This is a genomic window from Arthrobacter sp. NPDC093128, assembly GCF_040683875.1.
Taxonomy (GTDB): domain Bacteria; phylum Actinomycetota; class Actinomycetes; order Actinomycetales; family Micrococcaceae; genus Arthrobacter.
Map to the genome: position 1 here is coordinate 197,686 of NZ_JBFBEY010000009.1, position 24,732 is coordinate 222,417.

General features: G+C 64.3%; 25 protein-coding genes. 11 read left to right on the forward strand and 14 right to left on the reverse strand.

The genetic code is table 11. The features are described from left to right. Positions 1-37: 37 nt before the first annotated feature. The 5 genes from AB0N24_RS12935 to AB0N24_RS12955 all read right to left on the reverse strand — a co-directional run bounded on the left by AB0N24_RS12935 (position 38) and on the right by AB0N24_RS12955 (position 5,826). Positions 38-1,132, reverse strand: coding sequence for a LacI family DNA-binding transcriptional regulator (locus tag AB0N24_RS12935; RefSeq protein WP_364124591.1), 1,095 nt, complete (start codon positions 1,130-1,132; stop codon positions 38-40). Positions 1,133-1,232: 100 nt separating this feature from the next. Beyond that, the gene (locus AB0N24_RS12940; RefSeq protein ID WP_364124594.1) at positions 1,233-2,597 is read right to left on the reverse strand and encodes a NosD domain-containing protein; all 1,365 of its coding nucleotides are present in this window, start codon (positions 2,595-2,597) and stop codon (positions 1,233-1,235) included. Positions 2,598-2,624: 27 nt separating this feature from the next. Next, complete coding sequence (locus AB0N24_RS12945; protein WP_364124597.1) at positions 2,625-3,578, reverse strand: carbohydrate ABC transporter permease; 954 nt, start codon at positions 3,576-3,578, stop codon at positions 2,625-2,627. Further along, positions 3,578-4,465: a sugar ABC transporter permease gene (locus AB0N24_RS12950; protein WP_364124600.1), complete on the reverse strand. Its 888-nt coding sequence runs from the start codon at positions 4,463-4,465 to the stop codon at positions 3,578-3,580. Before AB0N24_RS12950 ends, AB0N24_RS12945 begins: the two co-directional genes overlap by 1 nt. A gap of 83 nt (positions 4,466-4,548) precedes the next feature. Continuing rightward, positions 4,549-5,826 (reverse strand): sugar ABC transporter substrate-binding protein, encoded by a 1,278-nt coding sequence (locus AB0N24_RS12955; protein WP_364124603.1) that lies wholly within the window; start codon positions 5,824-5,826, stop codon positions 4,549-4,551. Between the two features lie 355 nt (positions 5,827-6,181). Between AB0N24_RS12955 and AB0N24_RS12960 the strand changes: the two genes are divergently transcribed. The 4 genes from AB0N24_RS12960 (at position 6,182) to AB0N24_RS12975 (ending at position 11,477) form a co-directional block, all read left to right on the forward strand. Beyond that, on the forward strand, positions 6,182-6,376 hold the full coding sequence (locus tag AB0N24_RS12960; protein ID WP_364124606.1) for a hypothetical protein: 195 nt from the start codon (positions 6,182-6,184) through the stop codon (positions 6,374-6,376). A gap of 81 nt (positions 6,377-6,457) precedes the next feature. Next, positions 6,458-7,663, forward strand: coding sequence for a NosD domain-containing protein (locus AB0N24_RS12965; RefSeq protein WP_364124609.1), 1,206 nt, complete (start codon positions 6,458-6,460; stop codon positions 7,661-7,663). 99 nt (positions 7,664-7,762) lie between these two features. Then, positions 7,763-10,354 carry a GH32 C-terminal domain-containing protein gene (locus AB0N24_RS12970; RefSeq protein ID WP_364124612.1) on the forward strand — a complete coding sequence of 864 codons (2,592 nt, stop codon included), beginning with the start codon at positions 7,763-7,765 and terminating at the stop codon, positions 10,352-10,354. A gap of 58 nt (positions 10,355-10,412) precedes the next feature. After that, the gene (locus AB0N24_RS12975; protein ID WP_104174664.1) at positions 10,413-11,477 is read left to right on the forward strand and encodes a LacI family DNA-binding transcriptional regulator; all 1,065 of its coding nucleotides are present in this window, start codon (positions 10,413-10,415) and stop codon (positions 11,475-11,477) included. Here the strand turns inward: AB0N24_RS12975 and AB0N24_RS12980 are convergent. Further along, complete coding sequence (locus tag AB0N24_RS12980; RefSeq protein ID WP_214952027.1) at positions 11,461-11,640, reverse strand: PspC domain-containing protein; 180 nt, start codon at positions 11,638-11,640, stop codon at positions 11,461-11,463. The two genes, AB0N24_RS12975 and AB0N24_RS12980, sit on opposite strands and share 17 nt — an antisense overlap. Positions 11,641-11,701: 61 nt before the next feature. Further along, positions 11,702-12,091: a VOC family protein gene (locus tag AB0N24_RS12985; protein WP_364124616.1), complete on the reverse strand. Its 390-nt coding sequence runs from the start codon at positions 12,089-12,091 to the stop codon at positions 11,702-11,704. A gap of 168 nt (positions 12,092-12,259) precedes the next feature. Here AB0N24_RS12985 and AB0N24_RS12990 point away from each other — a divergent pair, with 168 nt between their 5' ends. Further along, the gene (locus AB0N24_RS12990) at positions 12,260-12,841 is read left to right on the forward strand and encodes a hypothetical protein (RefSeq protein ID WP_364124619.1); all 582 of its coding nucleotides are present in this window, start codon (positions 12,260-12,262) and stop codon (positions 12,839-12,841) included. 103 nt (positions 12,842-12,944) lie between these two features. Next, on the forward strand, positions 12,945-13,550 hold the full coding sequence (locus AB0N24_RS12995) for a hypothetical protein (protein WP_364124621.1): 606 nt from the start codon (positions 12,945-12,947) through the stop codon (positions 13,548-13,550). A gap of 3 nt (positions 13,551-13,553) precedes the next feature. Here AB0N24_RS12995 and AB0N24_RS13000 read toward each other — a convergent pair whose 3' ends face one another. Next, on the reverse strand, positions 13,554-14,036 hold the full coding sequence (locus tag AB0N24_RS13000) for a pyridoxamine 5'-phosphate oxidase family protein (RefSeq protein WP_364124624.1): 483 nt from the start codon (positions 14,034-14,036) through the stop codon (positions 13,554-13,556). Positions 14,037-14,160: 124 nt separating this feature from the next. On the opposite strand from AB0N24_RS13000, the gene AB0N24_RS13005 reads away from it, so the two are divergent. Beyond that, the gene (locus tag AB0N24_RS13005) at positions 14,161-14,367 is read left to right on the forward strand and encodes a hypothetical protein (RefSeq protein ID WP_364124627.1); all 207 of its coding nucleotides are present in this window, start codon (positions 14,161-14,163) and stop codon (positions 14,365-14,367) included. Positions 14,368-14,386: 19 nt separating this feature from the next. On the opposite strand, the gene AB0N24_RS13010 is transcribed toward AB0N24_RS13005, so the two are convergent. Together AB0N24_RS13010 and AB0N24_RS13015 are read right to left on the reverse strand one after the other, a co-directional pair. Further along, complete coding sequence (locus AB0N24_RS13010) at positions 14,387-15,901, reverse strand: APC family permease (protein WP_364124629.1); 1,515 nt, start codon at positions 15,899-15,901, stop codon at positions 14,387-14,389. Positions 15,902-15,985: 84 nt separating this feature from the next. Continuing rightward, a complete protein-coding gene (locus AB0N24_RS13015; protein ID WP_364124632.1) occupies positions 15,986-17,371 on the reverse strand; it encodes an NAD(P)/FAD-dependent oxidoreductase in 1,386 nt (461 codons plus the stop codon). 141 nt (positions 17,372-17,512) lie between these two features. On the opposite strand from AB0N24_RS13015, the gene AB0N24_RS13020 reads away from it, so the two are divergent. Next, positions 17,513-18,202, forward strand: coding sequence for a TetR/AcrR family transcriptional regulator C-terminal domain-containing protein (locus AB0N24_RS13020; protein ID WP_364124634.1), 690 nt, complete (start codon positions 17,513-17,515; stop codon positions 18,200-18,202). Positions 18,203-18,343: 141 nt separating this feature from the next. Here AB0N24_RS13020 and AB0N24_RS13025 read toward each other — a convergent pair whose 3' ends face one another. The 4 genes from AB0N24_RS13025 to AB0N24_RS13040 are packed head-to-tail and all read right to left on the reverse strand — an operon-like array spanning position 18,344 to position 21,872. After that, positions 18,344-18,748, reverse strand: coding sequence for a universal stress protein (locus tag AB0N24_RS13025; protein WP_104174654.1), 405 nt, complete (start codon positions 18,746-18,748; stop codon positions 18,344-18,346). Further along, positions 18,745-20,277: a tripartite tricarboxylate transporter permease gene (locus AB0N24_RS13030; protein ID WP_364124637.1), complete on the reverse strand. Its 1,533-nt coding sequence runs from the start codon at positions 20,275-20,277 to the stop codon at positions 18,745-18,747. The genes AB0N24_RS13025 and AB0N24_RS13030 overlap by 4 nt, the downstream gene beginning before the upstream one ends. 9 nt (positions 20,278-20,286) lie before the next feature. Next, positions 20,287-20,865, reverse strand: coding sequence for a tripartite tricarboxylate transporter TctB family protein (locus AB0N24_RS13035; protein WP_364124640.1), 579 nt, complete (start codon positions 20,863-20,865; stop codon positions 20,287-20,289). A 5-nt stretch (positions 20,866-20,870) separates the two neighbouring features. Beyond that, positions 20,871-21,872 (reverse strand): tripartite tricarboxylate transporter substrate binding protein, encoded by a 1,002-nt coding sequence (locus AB0N24_RS13040; RefSeq protein WP_364124642.1) that lies wholly within the window; start codon positions 21,870-21,872, stop codon positions 20,871-20,873. Positions 21,873-22,015: 143 nt separating this feature from the next. On the opposite strand from AB0N24_RS13040, the gene AB0N24_RS13045 reads away from it, so the two are divergent. The 3 genes from AB0N24_RS13045 to AB0N24_RS13055 form a co-directional block, all read left to right on the forward strand. Continuing rightward, complete coding sequence (locus AB0N24_RS13045) at positions 22,016-22,900, forward strand: LysR family transcriptional regulator (RefSeq protein ID WP_364124645.1); 885 nt, start codon at positions 22,016-22,018, stop codon at positions 22,898-22,900. 133 nt (positions 22,901-23,033) lie between these two features. Beyond that, on the forward strand, positions 23,034-23,948 hold the full coding sequence (gene kdgD / locus AB0N24_RS13050; protein WP_104174650.1) for a 5-dehydro-4-deoxyglucarate dehydratase: 915 nt from the start codon (positions 23,034-23,036) through the stop codon (positions 23,946-23,948). Between the two features lie 26 nt (positions 23,949-23,974). After that, a partial coding sequence (locus AB0N24_RS13055) for an aldehyde dehydrogenase family protein (protein ID WP_364124648.1) occupies positions 23,975-24,732 on the forward strand: 758 nt, incomplete at its 3' end.

A 24,732-nucleotide genomic window follows, 5' to 3' on the forward strand; every position in this document is an offset into this window, starting at 1 on the left:
GAAGGTTGTGTGCGTCCTTTACTGGACGCGCTCCAGGTCAGGTGTTGGCGAGCGTAGGTGAGTCCAGTGCTGCTCCACTCGAAGCGCCCCTATGTCTTGGGGAGGCGACGGAATCGCGAAGAACCATGGGACAGGGAAGAGCGGTCGGGTGAGCGGCGAACAGCTGCAGGTCCGTCTTTCCCTCGATGGCGTCGATCAGGTTTTCGGTTGCCCATGCGCCCATTTCGTAGTGGGGCAGGGTGACGGTTGTCAGCGCGGGGTAAAGGTTTTCGGCGATGAGTTGTTGGTTGTCGAAACCGACCACGGAAATGTCGTCCGGAATCGTAAGCCCAAGTTCCCGGGCCGCCCGGTAGGCGCCCATTGCCATGCGATCGTTGTAGCAGAACACGGCCGTGGGCCGGCTTTCAGGTTTTAGCAGGCGCAGGGCCGCCCGGTGGCCGCCAGGCACCTCCGAAAGCTCGGACTGGACCAGTTCTTCGTGGAACGGCAGCCCGGCATCTGCCAGCGTGTCCTTGAAGGCCCTGAGCCGGGAGTATGTTGCCGGCACGTCATCAGTGTTGTTGAGCATGCCGATCCGGGTGTGCCCGGCGTCGATCAGGGTTTGCACGGCCGACCTTGCGCCGCCCATTTCGTCGGGGATGACGCAGGAAACAGTGTGGCTGATGTCTTCGGAGTCCACCAGGACCGCCGGAAGTCCGGCCAGGTTCATGGGGACAGCCAGCTTCCGGTGATACATCGTGGCGTACAGGATGCCGTCCACCTGCCGGTCCAGCAGATCCGCCACCTGGCTCTCCTTGGAATCCTGGGAGCTGGTGCTGGTGGAGTTGATGATCATGATGCGGTACCCGCGGGTCCGAGCCGTTTCCTCGGCCCCGAGGATGATCCTGCCTGCGTGCGGGGTGGTGGCAATTTCCTCGCTGATGAACCCGATCATCCCGGAGCGTTGAGTGCGCAGGGCCTGGGCGAGCCGGTTGGGCCCGTAACCCAGCCGTTGGGCTGCTTCGTGGACCCGTTCCCTTGTTCCTGCGCCCACCCGGGCGTAGGCAACGTCATTGAGGACGTGGGAGACGGTCGTGACAGAGACCCCGGCCGCGGCCGCCACATCCTTGATGCCGACTGATCTATTGGTCATTTGGTCTCCCACGTCATGGTGTTGGTGGTGATACTACGTTCGGCTTATTCGTCCCGGAGCCCGTTTGGCGATCCCCTGGGTCCCGCCGGGCCTGAGCGGGTTACTTGGCCACGAGTGCAGGTGCCGTCTGGAAACCGACCGTGGGTGTGGCCCTCAAGGCGTTAACAGCCCTGTCTGCGATAACTTGGGCGTCACTTCCGGAATCAAGGATCGTATTCCGGGCTGATTCGGAATCGACCATGACGGCCGTAACGGCGAGGCCGTTCGCAGCCTCGGTGGTCAACAGAGCGTCCACTTGAGCCTCGAAGCACGAGTCACTTGACGTGGAGTGAATGTCCATCGCCACCACGTGGTTGTTGGAGACGAAGTTGCCAACCCCCGCCACGAGCCGGATGATGACAGGCGTCGCACCTGCTGGGCGGATGCTCTGTGCGTCGATGATCTGGGAGAAGTGGTTGGCGACGACAGAGTTGTTGCTGCCGCTGACAGAGAGAAGTCCGTTGAGGTCGTCCAGTCCGTTGTCCACTCCCAGGAAGGGCGTCCAGGGCTCATGGTCACGCAGGAAGTGATTCGTGGCCACGAGGTTTTCCGAACTGTTCGCGAGAATCAGCATTCCGGGATAGAACGAATGCAAACGGTTGTTGGTGACGCTTGACCGCGTGACGCCGTTGAGATGGACGCTGCTCGCACCACGGGGGAAGACGTTGTTCGCGGTTATCAGGAGCCCGCCATGGTTCTCGGCGTAGATCGAGTGACCCTTAGGGCCTGCTCCCACGAGGTTGTCGGTGATCTTTGATGCCTGTCCCCACCCGCGCAGCTCGATGCAGCTTCCGCATTCAGCGATGAAGTTGTCGTGGATTGAAAGCGCGTCCGCGTTGTAGATGGTGATCGCGTTCTCAAGATAGACGAAGCCCATGCCGTTCACCCGGAATGAGTCATTGGCGTTCGCGACATAGATCCCGGTCTTGCCGTTGACGTAGGTGTTCTCCGGATGCATCCCCGAACCATCCGGGTTGAAGTGCAACCCGTCGATGCAGAAGTTGGAGAACTCGACCGAGCTGATCCGCGGGCTTCCGCTTCGCTCAACGTAGAAGGCGGCTCCCTTGGATTCCTCCACGTCTCCGCCGAGGGGAATGTCGACGATAACGCGGCTCCCTCCGGGCCACAGCTCATGCAGGTCGGGCCATTCGTCTTCGGGAACGTTGAACCGGATGCTCGACGACGTAAAGCCGTGTCCCGAACCATGGATCCTGAGGAAGCTGACATCGATGACCACCTGCGTGCGGAGGTGGTAATCCCCGGGCGGAATGTAGATCACCGCGCCTGGCTTTCCTCCATTGTTCGCATCGGTGACCGTCTGCCGGTCCTTGATGTCAGCGATGATGCTGTTGATTACTTCACCGACGTCCTCGGACGGATTGCCGACGGGCCACGTAGTCACGTCGTAGCAGTTGTTGCTTGACATAGGTTCTTCCCTTTGTGCTGTGGTTTCTCAGCCCTTGACGGCGCCGAGCGTCATGCCTGCGACGATCTTGCGCTGCAGGAGAAGTGTGAGGAGGATGACCGGGATCGAGTAGACGGCAGCCAGTGCCGTCATGGATCCCCAGTCGAGGCCGAACTGGGTCTGGAAATTCGCGATGACCACGGGAGTGGTCTGGGAGCGGATCGCCGTCATGAGGAGGGCGAAGAGGAACTCGTTCCAGGAGGCCAGGAAGGCGAAGATCGCCGTGACGGCGATGCCGCCGGAGACCACAGGGATCACCACCCGCCACAGGGCGCCGAGCCTACTGCAGCCGTCCACTGTCGCTGCCTCTTCCAAGTCCTGTGGAACAGCTTCGAAGAAGCTGGCCATCAGCCAGATGGACAAGGGAAGGGAAATGGTGGTGTGGGCGATGGACAGGGCAATCGGAGTATCGGCAAGCCCGGCCGAGGCCATCATGGAGGCCAGCGGGATGCCGATAGCCACCGGCGGGACCATACGTGTGACGAGTGCCGCCATGATGAACACCCTTCCGCTGGCGGTCTTGTACCGCGTGATGCCGTAGGCCGCAGGAACGGCCAGGAGCAGCGACAGCAGCGTGCTGATGATGGCCGTCTGGGTGCTGTTGATGATGGAGGCCACCACGCCGCTGCGGCCCAGCGCATTGACGTAGTTCACGAGCGTCCATTCCCTGGGCAGGATGGTGGGAGGCACGGCGATGGTGTCGATGGGGGGCTTGAAGGATGTGAGCAGCAGGTACAGGAACGGGAAGCCGTACAGCACCAGCGAGGCTGCGAGCAGGATCCACAGGATGGTGCGCGTGCTGCGCTTGCCGGCCTCCAGTCCTTCGCGGTTCACGGCCCGACGCCGGCGCATGCCGGCCGGCACGTACGCCTCCGCAGAAGGCTTGGCAGGCACTGCAGCCGGCATCCCGCCGTCGTGCTTAATTTTTTCTGCAACGCGCATCAGGTGTCCTTTCCTGGCCGCCAGATGGTGGCCACGGCGAAGAACGCAATGCCAAGCATGGCCAGCAGGTAGATGGTTCCCATGGCACTTGCCAGTCCGGGATCGCCGAAGCGGATCATGGTCCGGTAGATCAGCAGGCTCATGGTTTCGGAGGCGGACTGGGGCCCGCCGTTGGTCTGGATCAGGATGGTGTCGAAGGCGCGGGCTGCGTCGATGCCGCGGACAACCAGCGCAACAGCGATGACAGGCCGGAGCAGGGGCAGGATAATCCGGAACAGCATGGCCGGTGCGCGTGCCCCGTCCAGCCGGGCCGCTTCGATCAGGTCGCCCGGAATGTTCTGGAGGCCGGCGAACAGCACCAGGCACATGAACGAGGTGGTCAGCCAGATGTCGGGGATCGCAACGGAGAACAGGACGATGTCCGGATTCGACAACCAGCCGATCTGGTTCGGGTCGGAGAGGATGCCTGCTTGGTGGAGGAGGGTGCCGATGAGACCGAAGTTGTCGATCATCAGGAACTTCCACAGCAGGCCGGCGACGATCGGGGCGATCATGAGCGGGTATAGGAAGGCGGTTCGCCAGACCTGGGACTTCCGGCCGAGCGTGGTGAACAGCAGCGCCATGCCCAGACCGAGTGCGAACTCGAGTGTCACCACCACCAGGGTGTAGGCGAGGGTACGCCAGCCCGCACCCATGAAGGCCTCGGAGGCGAAGGCACGGACGTAGTTGTCCAGGCCCACGAAGTCACGGGGACCGCCGAGGACGGGGGAAATCCTGAAGAAACTGTCGGCCACGAGCCTGAACAGGGGGTAGGCAACGAATACTGCGAGGAACAACGCTGCCGGGGTCATCAAATAGAGGGCGAAGCGGCGATCAGTGATACGCACGGGGTTCTCTTCCGCTGGTTGGGTCCGCGGCCGGCACCCCTTCTGCTGTCAGTGCAGCGTCAGGCGGTGCCAGCCGCGAAGTCTTACTTGACGAGGGCCTGGATCTTGGTCTTGGCCTCAGCCAGGAGGGACGCGCTGTCCCCGCCGGCCACTGCCTTCTGCAGGGTCGGAACAAGTACGGTGTCCACGATCTGCTGCCATTTCGCCGTTGCCGGGCGGGTTGCCGTGGCTTTGCCGTTGAGCGTCTCGATCAGTGGCCCGAAGCTCTCATAACCGGGCTTGTCCTGGTACTTCTCGAAGGCCGAGATGCGGGCGGCGAGGCCCAGCGTGGACTCGATACCCAGATCGTTGTGGTCGTAGGCGCACTTGATGAACTTCTTGGCTGCGTCTGCGTTCTTCGTCGCCTTGGGGACGGAGAGGTACCACGGCCCCGGGACACCGGCAACGCCGGCGGATCCGCCAATCATGGGCGCCGCGCCCACCTTGCCGTAGACAGCGGCGTCGGTGGGAATCTGTCGGTAGGCGTGGGCCCAGAACTTGGTCATCGCGGTCTTGCCCTGGTTGAACAGGTTCTGCGCGGCGGCCCAGTCAACCTGCGCGGCTCCGGACGGTGCGGACTTCACAAGGCTCGTGTAGAAGTCGAGAGCTTCCTTGTGGGCCGCGTTGTCGACCACGACGTTGTTCTTGTCGTCCAGAACCATCGGAGACCCAGCCTGGAGAACGTGGGCCAACCATTCCGTTTCGACGGCGCCCTTCACGTCCGTGCCGTACATGCCGTCCTTGGTGAAGAATTCAGAGATGTCCTGGTACTGCTTCCAGGTGGTGGGGGCTGCCAGTTCGTAACCGTACTTTGCCTTGAAGTCGGCCTTATTTTTGGCGTCCTCGAAGAGGTCCTTCCGGTACAGGATGATTTCGGCATTGGTCCAGGCGGGCATGCCGATGAAGTGGCCATCGATGTTTGCTTCCTTGACCAGCGCGGGGAAGATGTCCTTCTTGGCCTCATCTGTGAACAGCTCGTCGATGGGCTGGACTGCGTCCTTGAAGCTGGGGAGCCACACGGAGTCCAGGGCGGCGACGTCGAAGGAGACGGTGCCGGAGGAGAGTTCGCTGGAAAGCCTGTTGAACAGGCCGTCGTAGGGCAATTCGACGAAATTGACGTCGAGGCCGGTGTCCTTTTTGCAGGCCTCAGCAACGCCGGCAAGCTCGGCGTGCCCGCCGGCTTCGACGAGGACGTTGACGGAGCTTGCGGCGCTACCGGATGACGCCGGGCCCCCTGCACCGCACCCGGTGGCCACAAGGGCGACTGCGGTGCAAAGGCCGCCGATGGAGGCGAGCCTGGAGATGGTCTTTCGAGTGGACATCGCTGTCGACTTTCTCTCGGAACGGGATGGCAAGAGTGTTTAGGGGTGGAGAATCGTTTTGCCAAAACGACTTGGCATCACTTTAGGGGCGCTGGCGGAAGGGTGTCAAGCGTCACAACGCGAAATATTTTGGGCCTTGACGTGCGGGCCAGCGCGGCCCTAGAGTCAGCGGCGCAGGCAGACAAACCGTTTTGGCATATTTTGGCTGATTTGGCAAGTTTTGGCATCGGCCGTGTGCCTCCGCTTCCCGCTTGACGGCGCACCCTCCCGTCCGCCGGCAAACCGCTCTTAAAGTTCGGACCCCTTCCCAAACTGTCGTACGGCTCAGCCGGGGACCCCATTCAAAGGAGAACGTATGAAACCCATCCCGGACATCATCAGCCGCCGGAGCGTGCTGCGCGCCCTCACGGCGTCGGCAGCAGTGGCTGGCGCTGCCTTCACCTTGCCAGCCACCGGCAGTGCTGCAGCCGCAGCACCCGCTCAGGTGGCAGAAACGGCCGAGGCCGGACTACCGCCGTCGGGACACCGCCACCTGATCGGCGTCCTCTAGTCCCCACTGCCTCCCTGGCAGCGTGGGCCTAGCACCGAAAGCACCAATGTTCAGCCCCCAACGATGTGAGGAGAACCAGCTTTGACCACCGTCTACGACGTCACCACCTGGAGCGTGCCAGGGAATCCGTCCGCCACCCCGTACAACGACATCGGGCTCATCATCAACAGCATCATCGCTGACATCAAGAGCCAGCAGACCAGCCAGGCGTCCAAGCCCGGCGCCGTCATCTACATCCCGCCGGGAGACTACTCCCTCAAAACCCGCGTCAACGTGGACATCAGCTTCCTGACCATCCGCGGATCGGGCCACGGCTTCACCTCCCTGAGCATCCGCTACAACGCCGGCAGCACCTCAGGCTGGCACGAGATCAATCCCGGCGGCAGCCGCGTCCGGGTGGAAAACACCGACGGGAACACCGACGCCTTCCGGGTCTACCGCACCGGGGATCCACGGCTCAGCGCGGTGGTATTCGAAAACTTCTGCCTCGACGGAGTGTCCTTCGGGTCCAACGAGAACGACTACACCAACGGCAAAACAGGCATCCGCTTCGATTCTGCCAACGATTCCTGCCGGGTCGAAGGCATGGGAATGGTGTATCTCGAGCATGGGCTCGTGGTGAGGGATACGGACGCCCTGAGCGTCAGCGGCAACTTCCTGGCCGAATGCGGATCATGCGTGGAGCTGGCCGGATCGGGCCAGGCCTCGAAGGTCACGGACAACCTCATGGGGGCCGGCTACGTGGGATTCTCGATCTTCGCCGAGGGACACATGGGCCTGCTGGTCACGGGCAACAACGTCTTCCCGAGGGGCAAGAGCAGCGTGCACTTCAAGGACTGCACGCGTTCCTCCATCACGTCCAACCGCTTCCATGCGTTCTACCCCGGCATGGTGAATTTTGAAGGAAGCTGCACGGAAAACCTTGTGGGGGCCAACCATTTCCTGCGCCAGATGGAACCCTTCGATCCGCTCAAGCCCTACAACAACGGGCTGGACGATCTCTTCGGACTGGTTCACATCGCGGGCAGCAACAACACCGTCACGGGAAACCACTTCAGCTTCGACGTGGCCTCCGGGTCCGTCACACCCTCAGGGCAGACGCCCACCATCATCCTGGTGGCTTCCGGCAACAACAACTACATCGCCACCAACAACACGGTGTCAGCCATCACGGTGCATACCGTTGTGCTGGACGCGTCAACTTCCGGGTCGAAGGTGCTGGACAGCGGCGATAGCAACCAGGTGGTGCGGTACGCGTCCAACTACGCGTTCAGGCCCACGCCGTAACCGGACCGCATGAAAAAGGACGACGGCGGACGCCGCCCCAAGGGTGGGTCCGCCGTCGTCGTACTGCAACGCAAGCCTTAGACGAAAGGTCTGTCAAAGATGACAAATCGCATCAAAGCCTTAATGTCGATCGGGGCGGCCGTGGCACTCACTGCCGCCTCATTCACCGTTGCCGCCAGTACCGCCCAGGCCACCGACCCGGACCCGGCCACCCAGCAATACCGGCCGTACGTGCACTACACGCCGGAAGCGAACTGGATGAACGACCCCAACGGGCTCGTCTACCACAACGGGAAATACCACATGTATTACCAGTACAACCCCAACGGGACACGCTGGGGGGACATGAGCTGGGGCCACGCTTCCTCCACCGACCTGATCCACTGGGAGGAACAGCCGCTCGCCATTCCGCGGGGTTTCAACGGATCCGGCCAGGTCATCGAGGAAATCTTCTCGGGGTCGGTAGTGGTGGACACCCAGAACACCAGCGGACTGGGGACTCTCCTGGATCCGCCACTGGTGGCCACCTACACGAGCAATTACACTGCCGCACACCCCACCCTCGCCGGCAAACAAGCGCAGTCACTGGCGTTCAGCACCGACGACGGGCAGACCTGGACCAAGTACGGCAACAACCCGGTCCTCAACAGGAACACCTCCAGCTTCCGCGACCCCAAGGTCTTCTGGTACGACAACCCGACCGGTCCGGACTACTGGGTGATGGCCGCCGTTGAAGCAGACGAGCACCGGGTCCTCTTCTACAAGAGCAACGACCTGTTGCAATGGAACTATCTGGACGACTTCGGTCCGGCAAATGCTACGGGCGGGCAGTGGGAATGCCCGGATCTGTTCCCCCTTGCCGTCGACGGAGACCCTAATAACGTCAAGTTGGTCCTCGCCGTGAACATCAACCCCGGAGCCGTCGCCGGCGGCAGCGGCGGACAGTACTTCGTCGGAACCTTCAACGGCACAACGTTCACCGCCGACAACATCGATCCCGCCGACCAGCTTCCACCCGGCAACGTCTATGCCGGCTTCAACGGCGGCAACTACAGCGGCTGGAACGTCCAGAACGATCCATCGAACAGTTCCGGTCCCTGGGGAAGCGCCCCCGCCCCCGGAAGTCTTTCAGGACAGATGGCGGTCACAGGCAACATCGGAGGCGGGCTGGTGAACGGCTTCCACGCCGGCGACAACCCGGTTGGCACCATGGAATCAGCACCTTTCACGGTGGACAAGGACTACCTCAACTTCCTTGCCGGCGGCGGAAAGCACCCGCAGGAACCCGGAAAGCAGTCGGGAAACCAGGCCCCTCCGGGCTATCTGCTGTTCGACGGCTTCGACTACCCCGGAACGCTCACCCAAGCCGGCTGGCAGCTCGCCGGCGACTTTCAGGCGGCAGTCAACCCCTCGACGTCGGGCGGTGAATTCGCCATCGGAAAACGGATCAACACCTTCGAAGGGGGACCGAATCAGGACAACAATGTGGGCACCATAACGTCCCCGGAGTTCTACCTCACCAACACCAATATCGGTTTCCTTCTTGGCGGTGGCCAACGCACTGACGGTCAACTCCAGGTCGAACTGCTGGTGGGCGGCGTGCCGGTGCGTACCGCAACCGGAACGAATTCAGGCGATCTGAACTGGCAGAACTGGGACGTGTCCCCCTGGTACGGCCAGATCGCGCGCATCCGGGTTGTGGACAACGCAACGGGGCCATGGGGCCACCTGACGCTTGACCACATGGTGCTGGGTTCGGAGCAGGCGAAGCCCCGGAGCAACGAAACCACGGTGAACCTGGTGGTGAACGGCCAGACCGTCCGGACCGCCACCGGCAACGACTCCGAACATCTGGAGTGGAAAGCCTGGGACGTCAGCGCCTACAAGGGCAGCCAGGCCACCATCAGGATCGTGGACAACAGCCGCGGCGGCTGGGGACACCTCCTGGCGGATGAGTTTGTTTCCTCGGACGCCTCCCATCTCGAGCAGCACGACTGGCTGGACTGGGGTAGGGACTACTACGCCACGGTGTCCTTCAACAATGCTCCCGGCGGCAAGCGCATCATGGTGGGCTGGATGAACAACTGGGACTACGGCCAGGACACCCCAACCACCACCTGGCGGGGAACGATGGCCTTGCCGCGTGAAGTCGTACTGACCCAGACGTCCATGGGCCCGCGGCTGCGGCAGCAGGTGGTGTCCCAGGCCGATGCGTTGAAGAACACGGCGGCCACGTACACGGCGCCGGCCCAGGACATCGTGCCGGGAACCACCACGCTTCCGGTCACAGGGGACGTGGTGCAGATTGATGCCGAGTTCTCCCCCGGCACGGCGTCGTCGTTTGGCCTGAAGGTCCTTGGCAACGGAACCGAAGCCACCCGGATCGGCTACGCTCCGTCCACAAAACGGCTCTCCATCGACAGGACCAGCTCCGGCAACGAGGGGTTTCATCCAGCCTTCAGTTCAGTAGCCGACCCGCGGGTCGAGTTGATCAATGGCCGGCTCCGCCTGCGCCTGTATGTGGACCGTGCATCCGTGGAACTCTTCGCCCAGGACGGCCTGACGACCATCACGGACCAGGTCTTTCCGGACGCTGGCGCGACCAACATCTCGGTCTTCTCCGAAGGCGGAACCGCGCGGCTCGAAAGCATGACGGTGACTCCCCTGAACCGGGCCATGTGGGGAGGCTGACCGCGGCCCGTGTGAGCCGCACGTAGAATCAGCAACAACATAAGGACGTGGGAGACGCATGAGCAAGTCAGTGGGAATCAAGGACGTAGCAGCCGCGGCCGGAGTGTCCGTCACCACCGTCTCCCACGTCCTTAACCATGTTGCCTACGCGCGGGTGGGGGCTGAAACCCGGGAACGGGTCCACGAGGCTGCCCGCCGGCTCGGGTACGGCCCGAACCGGCTGGCGCAGGCGCTGCGGACCCAGCGCTCCGGGATGATCGGGTTCATCAGCGAGGAAATCGCCACTACTCCGCACGCCGGCAGGATCATCCTGGGCTCGGAAGAAACCGCCAAGCGCCGCGGCTACAACATCATGATCATCAACTCCACCAGCACCGGATCGGCGGATTCAAGGGAGAACGATGTTGCCGCATTGCTGGACCGCCAGGTCGACGGCATCCTGTACGCCACGATGTACCACCGCCGGTTCAGCGTGCCGAAAAGCCTGGCCGGGCTTCCGTCCGTTCTGGTCGATTCCGAGGACGTGGGCCACACCGTCCCGTCAGTGATCCCTGATGAGGAGGGTGGGGCGCGCGCGGCGGTCCAGACCCTGATCGACGCCGGGCACACCAGGATCGGGATGATCAACAACACCGATGACGTCCCCGCCACGCACTCCCGGCTCAGGGCCTTCAAGGAGACGCTCGCGGATGCCGGCCTGGAGTTCCACTCCCGACTGGTCCAGTCCGAGCACTCCGAAGTTCCCGGTGGCTACCAGGCGGCAGTGCGCCTGCTGCAGTCGGAGGACCGGCCAACGGCCGTGTTCTGCTACAACGACCGCATGGCAATGGGCCTGTACCGGGCCGCCGGCGAACTTGGCCTCAGGATTCCGGACGAGCTCTCGGTGGTTGGCTTCGACAACCAGGAACTCATCGCCGAGAACCTCCATCCGGCCCTCACCACGGTGGCACTGCCGCACTACGAGATGGGCGTCTGGGCCACGGAAAACCTCATTGACGCCATTGAAGGCAAGACTGATCTGGGACCCTTCGCAGCCCACCCCACCGTTTTGGCATGCCCCCTGGTGGTGCGGGATTCGGTGGCGGCACCATGCTCAGGACAGGAAGTCACTCCTTCGGCATAACGATCCACAACGCGATGTAGACCAGCTCACCCACGCCGAACAGGCCGAACAGCACGAAGCCAATTCGGACGAGGGCTTTTGAAATACCGAACCTTGCCGCTAGGCCGGCGCAGACGCCGGCGATCATCTTGCCATTCCTGGGCCGAACCAAAGCTGCAGTCATGCGGCCACAGTACCAGCCGTGGCGCGGGTCCGGTCCAGGCCCCCGCGCCGCTGGTCCTGCCCTAGTCCTGGTGTAGCTGGACGAAGTTCCCGCAGCCGTCGTCCAGCACCGCTGAGATGCCGGTGGGGTCCTCGGTCGGTTCGGCCTGGAAGATGACGCCCAGGGCAGTGAGCCGCTTGTACTCGGCCCGGACGTCGGGAACGCCGAAGACGATCGCCGGAATCCCGGCGTCGTGCAGGCCGTTCATGTAGTTCGCCCCAATGGGATTGTCGCTGGGCTCCAGCAGCAGCCCCACGGACGCGGAACTGCCCCCGTTGGAGCCGGGATCCTTCACGATGTACAGGTTGTATTCGGGCATGACCATGAGGGTCTCAAAACCGAGGGTCTCCGTGTAGAACTGGTGCGCCGAGGCCGGGTCCTTGACGTGGATGCTGCACATTTTTAGTCGCATGCTGCCTAGGCTACCCGTGCGCCCCCCGCGCCGGAACGGGACCGGGCCGCAAAAAATCCCGGGCAGGACACGCCGGGAGTCCTGCCCATTGACGGCCGGGCCTGCCGGGATTCCAATGGAATTAACGGAACCCAGCCACCCCGGTCAGGTTCCGTCGGAGGTGGAGCGGTGTCTGACATCACGGAGTCGGTCCCCATGGGGTCCCTGCAGCTGGCCGTCTGTGCCGCCGTTGTGGTGTGCGGCGTGGCCGGTGCGGTCTTTTCGGCGCGGTACCACGCCAGGCGCGACGCCGGGCAGCTCGACGCCGTCTTCTGGGACGCCTTCGCCGGACTGGTGATAGTGTTCCCGGCTGTCCTGATCCCCTCACTTGCGTCACCTTGGCTGGGCCTGGCAACGGGTTCCCTCGCCGCATTCACGGCGGTGGCGTCGTTTGTGTGGAGTCCCCGCGTGCTGGCCTGGCAGGAAGAGCGGCTGCACCGGGCCGCCACACACCAGGACCTGGAGGCGGCGGCCGCACGTCACCGGACGGTACTGGCCCGGTGGCAGCGTTACGAGCTCGATCCTGCGTGCTGCATCGACTTCCCGGATATGACCGACGTGCGACGGCCCGAAACGGCGGCCCTGATCAAAGCCATGAAAGAGGCCGAACGGCTCCGCGCCGTCGAAGCCGCGGGCTACGTTCCCGCCGTCGCCCGGCTGGAACATGCCCTGGGGCGGGCGGAAGCTGCAGCGGGTGTCCCTTCCCCGTGAGTCGCCAGGGCCGCCGTAGGCCGCGGGAAATACACCGCGCGGACGTTAACCGGTGTGTCGGGGACATTGGGCTGGCCTGAGCCGGCAGCGGTAGCATCCCATAATGGAGCCTTTAGTCACGGACACACGAGACCAGCACGGCAGGTTGCGATCGGACCGGGGAGTCTGGCGGCAGGCCACCACGCTCGCAGCGGCCGGTGAACTCACCGCCCGGTGGCTTGAGTCCCGGAGCGAATACCAGCCCGGCACCTTTGCGCCCAGCTTCGACGAGGAGACCCGGCCCATCGCCGCCGACCTCGCGGAAATCAACCGGAACGGGCTCTTCACGAAGGAATCCCAGCCGGGGGTGCGCTCCGACGACGGCCATGCACAGCGCCAGTACGTGACCGGTTTCTGCAGCGCAGCGGCGGCGGCCGAACTTATGGCCCTGTCCACCCGGTCCGAGCTCATCACCATCGGCCATGCCCCCGGTGAAACGAGCGCGGCGGCAGTACCGGTCACGTTCGACGGCGCCGACGTGGTTACGGTGCTCGGGTCCAGCGAAAACCCCGTGGACGAAGAACAGCTCCGCGACTGGTCGGATGAAACCAACGAATCGCTGGCCCTGGTCCTGGCTGATTCCTGGTACGTGGAGGTCCTGGACCCGGTGTGGGGACGGAATGACGTGCTGCTGCCGGAGGTGCTGTCGGCACTCCGGCAACAGCAGTGAGGACTACAGATCCACGGTTCCGCTCTCGCCGACGCTCATGCGGCTGTGCGTCACCTTGGACTTGATCCACTGAAACACCGTTGCCGCCCTGCCGCCGGGGCTGGTCCAGTACTCCGCCGAATCCGAGTCGACCCGCAGCAGGACCACTTCCGGGGTGTCCGGTCCGTCCGGGAACCATGCTTCAACCACCTGGTTCCACATGCCGTGGATCTTTTGCCGGTCCGTGACCACTTCAGCCGTGCCGGCCACCGACACCCATTCGGTGTTCTTCCCGAAGGACACATTCACGCGCGGGTCGGCGCGGACGTGCGCCACCTGGGAAGTTTCCGATGACGTGAAGAACCACATGTCGCCGTCGTCCTTCACTTCCTGGACGGCAAGCGGCCGGCTGACGAGGGCGCCTTCTTCGTTGATGGTGGTCAGCATCCCGATATAGGAACCGTTGATGATCTCCGTGACTTTGTTGATGGTCGCTGTGTCAGACATGCTTTTCACCCCGTTCTGGTCCAAGCTGGGGAAGGTCCCCACCCGGCCCAGCTTATTAGTAAGCGTGCTTACTTTCAATGACGGGCAACACCAAACACAAGCCACCCAAGCCCAGGAGCAACTCATGACCACGCCGGACACCACACCCAAATCAGTGCGACCGGATTGGCTGATGCCGGTCATCGTCACGGTCGTAACCGGCCTGATCGCCATCGGCCTGGTCGCTTTGAACGGCCTCTACTGGATGTGCGCTGCCATTGCCGTGGTGGAAGCGATCAGCATTTCGATGATGATCAGGGCCTCGCGGGCGCGTGCCAGGAATAGCGCCTGACCCCAGAACCCGCGGGACCTCAGATCCCGCGGGCCAGGACCTGCCCGTGGAAGAATTTCGGGCGGAGTTTCGCCATCACCAGCATGACCGCCGCGCCCAGCAGGATCACGCCCATGCCGAGGATGAACACCAGCCCCACGCCGCCCACGGAGGACCCGGAACCGTAGTCGGGATCCATGGAGTCATAGGCCGTTTTGACGAACATGACCAGCAGGATGACGCCGCCCAGCAGCGGCGCCAGGAACTTGAAAAGGAAAGCGTGGACGCCGCTGAAGGCCTGGGCGCGGAAGAACCAGACGCAGGCCAGGGCCGTGGTGCCGTAGTAGAAGCAGATCATCATGCCCAGCGCGGTGATGGTGTCCCAGAGCGCATTCTCGGACGTGGTCCGGGTGATGACATAGAAGGCGGCGGCCGCCACGGCCGCGGCCACCGTGGCGTAGCCCGGGGATTTGTAGCGGGGGCTGACCTTGCCGAACTTCAGCGGCAGCGCCTTGTAGTGGCCCATGGCCAGCAGGGTCCGGGCCGGTGACACGAACGTGGATTGCAGGGACGCCGCCGAGCTGCTCAGGATTGCCAGGGACATGAGGATGGCGAACGGGCCCATCACCGGACCGGCGAGCACTGCGAAGATGCTGGACTGGTTCTCGGGGTTTCCGGCGCCCAGTCCTTCCTCGCCGATTCCCGCGAAGGACAGCGTGGCCAGCGCCACCGTCATGTAAATGACCACGATCACCAGGACAGTAACGGTCGCGGCCCGGCCCGGCGTCTTTTCCGGGTTACGGGTTTCCTCGTTCATGGTCAGCGTGACGTCCCAGCCCCAGTAGATGAAGATCGACAGCGACACACCGGCGGCGAAGGACGAGAAGGAGTCCACGGCGAACGGGTTGAACCAGTCCGGCGAGATGGCTGTGGCATCGAAGGCCGAGCCGTTGGCAACGTGGCTGAATGCCGCCACCGCGAACCAGCCGAGCACCAGGAGCTGGAACGCCACCAGGACATACTGGACGCCCTTCGTGGCTTCCATTCCGCGATAGGACACCCAGCAGGCCAGCGCGATGAAGACCAGGGTGGTGGCGATATTGAGGGGCAGGTTCCTGCTCAGCCCGCCCAGTTCAGGGTTGCTGAAGAGCTGGGCCAGCATGAGGTAGAAGAAGTCCACGGCCACGGCGGCGAGGTTGGACAGCACAATGATGGTGGCGGCGATCAGGCCCCAGCCGCCCATCCAGCCGATCCATGGCCCAAAGGCGCGCGTTGCCCACGTGAAGGAGGTTCCGGCGTCGGGCATTGCGTTGTTGAGTTCGCGGTACCCCAGCGCAACGAGCAGCATGGGGATGAAGCCCACCAGGAAGATCGCCGGCAGGTGCACGCCCACCTCGGAAACGGTGGGCCCGAGGGCTGCAGTGAGGGTGTACGCCGGGGCAATGCAGGACACCCCGATGACGACGGCGCCGACCAGCCCCACCGATCCGGCCTTCAGTCCCTTTTCGCTCAGGGTTTTGTGTGCAGCCTTGCCCGGCTGGGTGGCGGTTGACATGGGGGTTGCCTCTCCTGAGGATTCATTCGACGTTGAATGGCGGGGCGCCCGGTTCCGGCGGCAGACGCCGCCGGAACCCGCTCCCTAGGCCGGGGTGGCGACCCTGGCGACGGCGGCCACGCGGGCGGCAGTCAGCTGCCCCATCCGGATGGCGCCGTCCACGTGCTGGTACCCCTCGGCCGCGAGGTCGGAGGAGCTCCAGTAGATGGGCCCCACCGGCTGGTGCTGGTCCTTGCCGTAGCGGTGCAGGCCGCCGAGGTCGTAGCTGGAGGCGTAGGCCCCGCGCGTCCACTCCTCGGAGCCCCAGTCGGATTCGTAGTACACCTCCGGCTCGAGTGCCTTGTCCCCCAGGAAGGCCGCGACGGATTCGAGGACGGCGCGGCGGCGGTCCTCGGCGCTGAGCTCGAACACGGCGTCGGCCTTCTCATCGGAAATAAAGCCGACCAGGGTGCCGCGCGAATCCCCGTGGTTGGTGTTGTCGTAGACCTCCTGCACCAGCGAGCCGGCACCGAAGCAGGTTCCGGACAGCCCGTCTTCGCGCCAGAAGGGCGTCTTGTAGACGGCGTGCACCTTGATGACCAGGCCCAGGGACTGGTGCTGGTGCATCTGGTGCTGGCGGCGCGGCAGCGGCGGGTTGAAGGAGACGCGCGAATACAGGTTCGGCGGCACCGCCATGATCACGTAGCGGGCGTTGACGGTGGCCCGTTCCGACACCACGGTGACGCGCGGGCCGCCGTCGTGCTCTTCCGTCCAGTTGATGGTGCGCACCGGGCTGTTAAGCAGGACGTCGTCACCCAGTTCCCGCGCCTGCAGCAGTGAGACCTGCTGCATTCCGCCCACAACCCGCTTGTCCAGGATGAAGTCTTCATCCGTCAGGTGGGTGAACGATCCCGCGGAAGCTGCCATCAGCACGGCCTGCAGCGCGGAAAATGCATGCGCGGGCTTGGTCAGCATCCCGCCGGCGATGAACAGGCCGATGTTGTTGCAGGCCTCCTCATCCGGGGAGTTCTGGCGGAGCCAGTGGTGGAAGGAAATGGTGTCCAGTTCGCGCGCCTTGGGGTGGGCCCAGGGTTCGGTGGGGCCGATTTCCGCCGCCAGCCCGTCCAGCAGGCCAATCAGCTTGTCCATTTCGGCGGCTGTGGTTTCGCTGACCGGGAAGGAATCCCCGGTGTAGCGGGTCTTCGTCCCGCCGGCGCCCATGTAGATGGATTCACCGTCACGGTAGCGGGAGTAGGTTTCCAGGCCGAGTTCGTCCAGGAGTTCCAGGAGTACCGTCTGGTCCGGCGAGACCCACTGGCCGCCGATTTCCAGCATGGCGCCGCCGATGGTGTCGGTCCAGGTGCGGCCGCCCACGCGGTCCCGCGCTTCCAGCACGGCGACGCTGAGCCCGGCCTTCTTCAGTTCGCGGGCTGCCGTGAGGCCCGAGGGGCCGGCTCCTACGACAACGACGTCGCGGTCAAGTTCCAGCATGATGTCCTCTCTGTGGCCGCCATTGTGATGCGGACCACTAAATGAATGCCATTCATTTACGAAAACTATAGCGGGTTCCGGGACGTCACGGAAGGGGTCAATGGAATAATGCTGGGGACCCCGCCAGCAGAAAGGCCGACGATGCCGGCAGCCGCACGCCCAGCCACGGACTCCCGCCACCCCGATATCCCGGCGAAGCGCCGCGCGGGAAGGCCGTCCTCGGCGGTGCTGGACCAGGCGGGCATTACGTCTGCCGCGCTGCGGCTGATCGGCAAGAACGGCTACGACGGCCTGACGATGGCCGCACTGGCACGCTCACTGCAGGTGGCGCCGTCGGCCCTTTACAACCATGTGACGTCCAAACGGGACGTCCTGGTCCTGGTGGAGGACCACCTCGCATCGCTGGTGGATGTGTCCGCCTTCGGCACGGAGCCGTGGGACGATGCCGTGCGGCAGTGGGCGTGGAGCTACCGGGACGTCTTTTCCAAGCACACCCCACTGATCCCGGTCATCGCGGTCCTGCCGGTTACGGATGCGCCGCAGACCCTGGCCATGTACGAGACCGTCAGCCAGGGACTGCGCGAGGCCGGGTTCCCCCAGGAGCGCATCGTCTCCTCGATCGTGGCATTGGAGTCGTTTATCTTCGGTTCGGCCTACGACGTCACGGCCCCGGCGGACATCTTCGATCCGGGCAGCATGGCGGAATCCACGCCCAACTTCACGGCAGCGGTCCGGAGCCTGGCGGAACAGGGCCACGAAAGGCCTGCCGACGTCGCTTTCAGCCTGGGCCTCGAGGCGCTGATTTCCGGGCTGGGGGCACTGCGGAAGTAGCGGGCCTGTTGTAGTAGGTACGGCAAGGGGCGGCCGCGCACCTGTGAAGGCCGCGTACCGCCCCTGGGGTGCGGATCGCCTGCGGTCCAGCCGCGTGGCGGCGGGTCGCGTGACGGCGGGTCCACGCTGGAAGTGCCTGCGTTAGAAGTGCGCGCCGTCGGCTTTCACTGCCAGAACCGGGCGGTCAGCCTGCATCAGGATGCGCTGGGCATGGCTGCCCAGGATGAATTTGCCAACCTGCGAACGGTGCCGCAGGCCGATGACGATCAGCGACGCGTTCGCTTCGCGGGCAACGTCCAGGAATTCGTCGGCCAGGTCATGATGGTAGGGCGGCTGGATGACCTTTGCCGTGACGCCGGCCTCCGCCGCACGCTGGGCTGCCCGGGCCAGCACGTCCTCGCCCGCCACGGACTTGTCCACGAGCGCACCCTCCCTGGCTGAGTTGACGATCACCAGGTCCTCGTTGCGGAGGGTGGCTTCGGCGATGCCTGCCGTGAGTGCGGCCTCGCCCGCAGGGGTGGGAACGAATCCAACGATGATGCTCATACCTTCTCCTTGATTTTGGCCGGTGCAGGCTCTGCTGCTGCGGAGGCCTTGCGCTTGGCCAGCATGGCCCTGACACCCGGCAGCACAGCGACCAGGACGAATACCACAATCAGCGTGGCGGAGATCGGACGGCCGAAGAAGCCCATGGGGTCGCCGCCGAATACGAGAAGTGAACGCCGCATGGAGCTTTCCAGCAGTTCGCCGAGCACGAACGCGAGCACCAGCGGCCCCGGTTCGAAGCCGAACTTCTTCATCAGGTAGCCAACGATGCCGAAGACGACCACCAGCGAGACCTCGAACATGCTGTTGTTGATGGTGTAGGCGCCCATCAGCGTGATGAGGGCCGTGACGGGAGCCAGGATGGCGGCCCGGACGCGGAGGATCTTCACAAAGATGCCCACCAGCGGAAGGCTCATGATCAGCAGCAGGATGTTGCCGATGTACATGGAGTTCACCACGCCCCAGAAGAGCTCCGGATCCTGTTCCACAAGCTGCGGCCCCGGGGTCACGCCCTGGATCAGCAGGGCGCCGAACATCAGTGCCATGGTGGCGTTGGCCGGAATGCCCAGGGTGAGCAGCGGGATGAAGGACGACGTTGCCGCGGCGTTGTTGGCCGTTTCCGGTCCGGCGACGCCCTCCGGTGCGCCCTTGCCGAATCGTTCAGGCTGCTTGGCCCGCTTCTTCTCCATGGCGTAGGACGCCATCGACGCAATGGTGGCGCCGCCGCCGGGGAGGATTCCCAGGAAGAATCCCAGGACGGAGCCGCGCCCGATCGCACCGGAGGCCTGCTTCAGGTCCTTCCGTGACGGCCAGACATTGGCCACCTTGGAGGGCGCTTTCGCAGCCCGGTGGCGCTCCTCGAGGTTGTAGAGGATTTCGCCGAGGCCAAAGATGCCCATGGCGATCGGTACGAAGTCGATGCCGTCAGCGAGGTCCAGGCTGCCGAAGGTGAACCGGCTTTCACCGGTGAAGATGTCCCGGCCCACCGTCGCAAGCAGCAGTCCGAGGGCAGCGGCGACGAGCGCCTTGGCCTTGGACCCGCTGCTGATGGTGGCCACGAGCAGGATGCCCAGCATCGCCAGGGCGGTGTACTCCGGCGGGCCGAAATCCAGTGCGAAGCTTGCCACGACCGGAGCAAGGAATGTCAGGCCGATGATGGATGCGGTGCCGCCGACGAATGAGCCGATGGAGGCCAGTCCCAGTGCGGTCCCGGCCTTGCCCTGTTTGGCCATCTGGTAGCCGTCGAAGACGGTAACCACGGAGGACGCTTCACCGGGCAGCCGGAGGAGCACGGACGTGATGGTGCCGCCGTACTGGGCGCCATAGAAGATGCCGGCCAGCATGATGATGGCGGTGACAGGCTCCACGTTGTAAGTGAGCGGCAGGAGGATGGCGATGGTTGCCGCGGGCCCCAGTCCGGGCAGCACACCGATCAGCATGCCGATGACGACGCCGATCAGGCAGTACAGGAGGTTGGTCGGCTCCAGGACAACCGCAAATCCGTTGATAACGGGATTCAGAAAATCCACGGGGGTCTCCTAGAAGAGGTGGGGGATGGACGTGCCGAGCGCCAGGACAAAGATGCCGTAGAACGCCGCGACGACGATGGTGCTGATGAGCAGCGTGGACCGCCAGGTCTCGCCGCCCAGGAAACGCATCCAGATGATGCACAGCACCAGTGCGGGCAGTTCAAAGCCGATCAGCGGCATCAGTGCCACCATGGCGGCGAGCGTGACCAGCCCGGTCAGCGGGGCCGTGGACATGCGGGTGAACTTCTCCGCGTCCCTGTTGTGGCGTCCCGCGATGAGCTGGAAAAGGCCCAGGGCCACCATGACGCAGCTGATGATGAAGGGCCACAGCCCGGGCTGCGGTGCTGACGGAGTACCCAGGCCCATAGCGACGGAAAGGACCAGCGCACCGATGCCGACGCCGAGCACCGCCAGGGATGACGCGGCGTTGGCAAGGGGGCCCGCAGCCGGCGGCTTCTCCTCTTCCCATTGCGCCGCAAGCTGTTCCGGCGTCAGGTCGTCCGGCAGGTCAGCCGGCAACTCCTCCGGCAGCCCTGCCGGCAGCTCCGTCGGCTGGCGGCCGGCCCCCGCTGCAGGTGTTTCCTTCACTGGAATCACTTCGTTCCGCTGAGGCTGATGTCGTACTTTTCAACCAGGGACTTGTACTTGGCGGCGTAGTCCTTCCACTGCGTCACCACTTCCTCGCCGGAGATTTCCTTCGGGGTCAGCATGTTCTTCTTGTTGAACTCCTTGTAGGCATCCGACTTGAAGGTCTCCTTGAAGGCAGCGAGCAGTTTGTCCTTCACGTTCTGCGGGGTCCCCTTGGGGGCTGCGACGGCGCGGTACTGGGCCACCGGCACGTCATAGCCGGACTCCTTGGCCGTGGGGACCTCGGGGAGGAAGCTGTTCCGCTCCTCGGAGAAGACCAGCAGGGGCGCCACCTTTCCGGCCTGGATCTGCGGCATTGCTTCGCCAAGCTGGATGGTCGCCAGCTCCACCTGGTTGCCCAGGACAGCCGTCAGCGCGGGCTTGCCGCTGTCGAAGGGAACGTCGGTGCCCTGTACGTTGGCCTGCTTGAAGAGCACGGTCTGGGCCAGCTGGCTGCCGGTGCCCACGCCCGTGGTGCCGAAGGTGATGTTGCGGCCGGCCGCGGTCACGTCCTTGATGCTCTTGAACCCGGACTGGGTGCTGGCAACCAGCACGTAGTCGTCCTGGGACAGGCCGGTGATGATGTCAAGGTCGTCGATGTTGACCGCTTCGTCCGCTGTGACCGCCAGCGGCGTGATGGTGACGAGCGATGCCGTCACCAGGAGCAGGTTCTGGCCGTCGGCAGGCTTGCCCGCCACTTCCTTGGTGGCGAGGGCGCCGTTGGCGCCAGGCTTGTTGACTACGGGCATCGGGGTGCCGAGGGTCTTGGAGGCACCCTCGGCGACGGCCCGGGCAATCAGGTCCGTGCTGCCGCCCGCGGCCTGCCCCACGGTCACGTTGATGGGTCCGCTGGGGAATTTCGACGAATCGGCACTGCCGCCGGCAACGTTGCCGCACGCAGTCAGGGCCAGGAGCGTTATGGCCGAAGCCGTCCCAAGTAAGTCTCGGCGGGTGGGGAAGTGCATCATTGGAACTCCTCGTTAGCACTGTGGGGCAACAGCCCCGGGCATTTGTGAACCGGATCACGGCCGGTTAGCTGTATCGAGTGTAAGAAGCCACTATGATGCATGTCTAAGCCCGAATATGCATCGAGTGATACCCGGAAGGCATCATGTTTACCTTTGACCAGCTTGCAGGATTCATTGCCGTGGCGGAGGAACTCCACTTCGGCCGGGCTGCCGAACGCCTCAACATGACCCAGCCGCCCCTGAGCCGCCAAATCCAGAAGCTGGAAAAGGCGGTGGGGGCAGAACTGCTGGAACGCGACAACCGCAAGGTGGAGCTCACCGCCGCAGGCCGCGCCTTTTTGGACGAAGCCCGCCGGTTGATGGCGCTGGCGGACCGGGCGCCCATAACAGCCAGGCGGATCGCCTCGGGGCGGTCGGGCCTGCTGCGGATCGGCTTCACGGCAGCCAGCGGCTTCAGTATCCTCGGCCCGCTGCTGGAGGAGATCGCAGCCACGCTCCCCGACGTCGACATCGACCTGCAGGAACTGGTTACCGGTGAGCAGATCGCCGGGCTGCAGTCCGGTGAACTCGACCTCGGCCTTGCCCGGCCACCCTTTGACAATGAGGTCTTCGATTCCCACCTGCTGTACCGAGAAGCCATGGTGCTGGCAGTGCCGTCCGGCCACGCGCTGGCCGGCCTCACCAGGAACATCACCGAAGAGGACCTCCGGGACGAGCCGCTCATCATGCACTCATCGACCCAAGCCCGGTATTTCTACGACCTCGTGGTCCGGATGATCTCCATCCAGCACGCAAACGTGGTCCACACCGTCAGCCAGATCCTGACCATGGTGTCCCTGGTCGCCGCCAAGAGGGGTGTGGCCTTCGTGCCGCACTCGGCGACCCTGCTGGGCGTCCACGGCGTCGAATTCCTGCCGCTGCAGAGCAGCGTCAACGATCCCGTGGAGCTCCACGCCATCTGGAACCGCAGCATCACCAACCCTGCCCTCGCCCGGGCCCTGAGGTCCCTCGAGTTCCAGGAGAACTGACCCAACACGAGTGATGCACGGATGGTATCAATGCATACAAAAATGAACTTAGACATGCATCATCAGGCTCCCTAGGCTGAAGGAGAAGACATCAACTGCCGCATCGACGCGGCGCCGACATGGAGGACTCATCGTGGCCAAACATTCACCCCAGGAACTTGCCAGCGTTCTGAAAGACGGGCTGCTCTCCTTCCCGGTGACCTCGTTCGACTCACAGCTCCAGTTCGACGAGGAGAACTACCGCAAGCACCTGGCCTGGCAGGCCAGCTTCCCGGTGGCAGGCCTCTTCGCCGCCGGCGGCACCGGCGAGGGCTTCTCCCTCACTCCGGCCGAATCGGCCCGCGTGGTCCGCGCCGCCGTCGAGGAGGTGGGAAACATTGTTCCCGTCCTGGCCTCGGCCGGCGGCTCGACGGCCCAGGCCATTGAAAACGCCCAGGCCGCCGAAGCAGCCGGCGCCGACGGCATCCTGCTCCTGCCGCCCTACCTGACCGAAGCTGATCAGGGCGGCCTGATTGACCACGTCAGCGCGGTCTGCAGCTCCACCTCGCTCGGTGTCATCATCTACAACCGCGCCAACGCGATCTACAAGGACACCACCGTAGCCACCCTGGCCGACCGCCACGAGAACCTGATCGGCTTCAAGGACGGTGTGGGCGACCTCGAACACGACGCGCGCGTCTACGCCAAGCTCGGTGACCGGCTGTTCTACCTGGGCGGCCTGCCCACGGCGGAAACCTTTGCCCTCCCGCTGCTGCAGCTGGGCATGAGCACCTACTCCAGCGCCATGTACAACTTCGTCCCGCAGTTCGCCCTGGATTTCTACCAGGACGTGCGCAACCAGGACCGCGTCGCCGTCAACAAGAAGCTCAACGACTTCGTGATCCCGTACCTGGATATCCGCGACAGGGTCAAGGGCTACTCCGTGTCCATCGTCAAGGGCGGCCTGGACGCCATCGGCCGCTCGGCCGGCGGAGTCCGCCCGCCGCTGCAGAACCTGGCACCGCAGGACCTGGCCGACCTCAAAGCCCTCATCGCCACCGTCTCCTGATCCACCATCTCCTAGGAGTAACCACAGTGACACTCACCGGACATTCCCTCATCGCAGGGCACGCAGTCGCAGGCGAAGGCAAGACCGCCTTTGGCTTCAACCCCGCCAGCAACGAACAGCTGGAACCCGCCTACACCCTGCTCACCGAAGAGCAGCTCAAGGCAGCCACCGCCGCAGCCGCTGAGGCGTACGCGTCTTTCAGCACTCTCGATCCCGAGACCCACGCCGCATTCCTCGATGCCATCGCGGACAACATCGAGGCCATCGGCGACGAGCTGATCATCCGCGCGGGACAGGAGACCGGCCTGCCCGCGGCCCGGCTGCAGGGCGAACGTGCCCGCACCACCGGCCAGCTCCGGTTGTTCGCCTCCGTCGTCCGCCAGGGCGACTTCCGCGGCGTCCGCATCGATCCCGCCCAGCCGGAGCGCACCCCGCTCCCCCGGGCGGACATCCGCCAGCGCCAAATCCCGCTGGGGCCGGTGGCCGTCTTCGGCGCCAGCAACTTCCCGCTGGCCTTCTCGACGGCGGGAGGAGACACCGCCTCCGCCCTCGCCGCCGGCTGCCCGGTGGTCTTCAAGGCCCATAACGCCCACCCCGGTACGGGCGAGCTCGTGGGTCAGGCCGTGGTCAAGGCCGTCAAGGACCTGGGTCTGCACCCGGGCGTCTTCTCCCTGATCTATGGCCCCGGGGCCAGCATCGGCCAGGCCCTCGTGGCCGATCCGGCCATCAAGGCCGTGGGCTTCACCGGTTCCCAGGCAGCCGGGATCGCGCTGATGCGCACCGC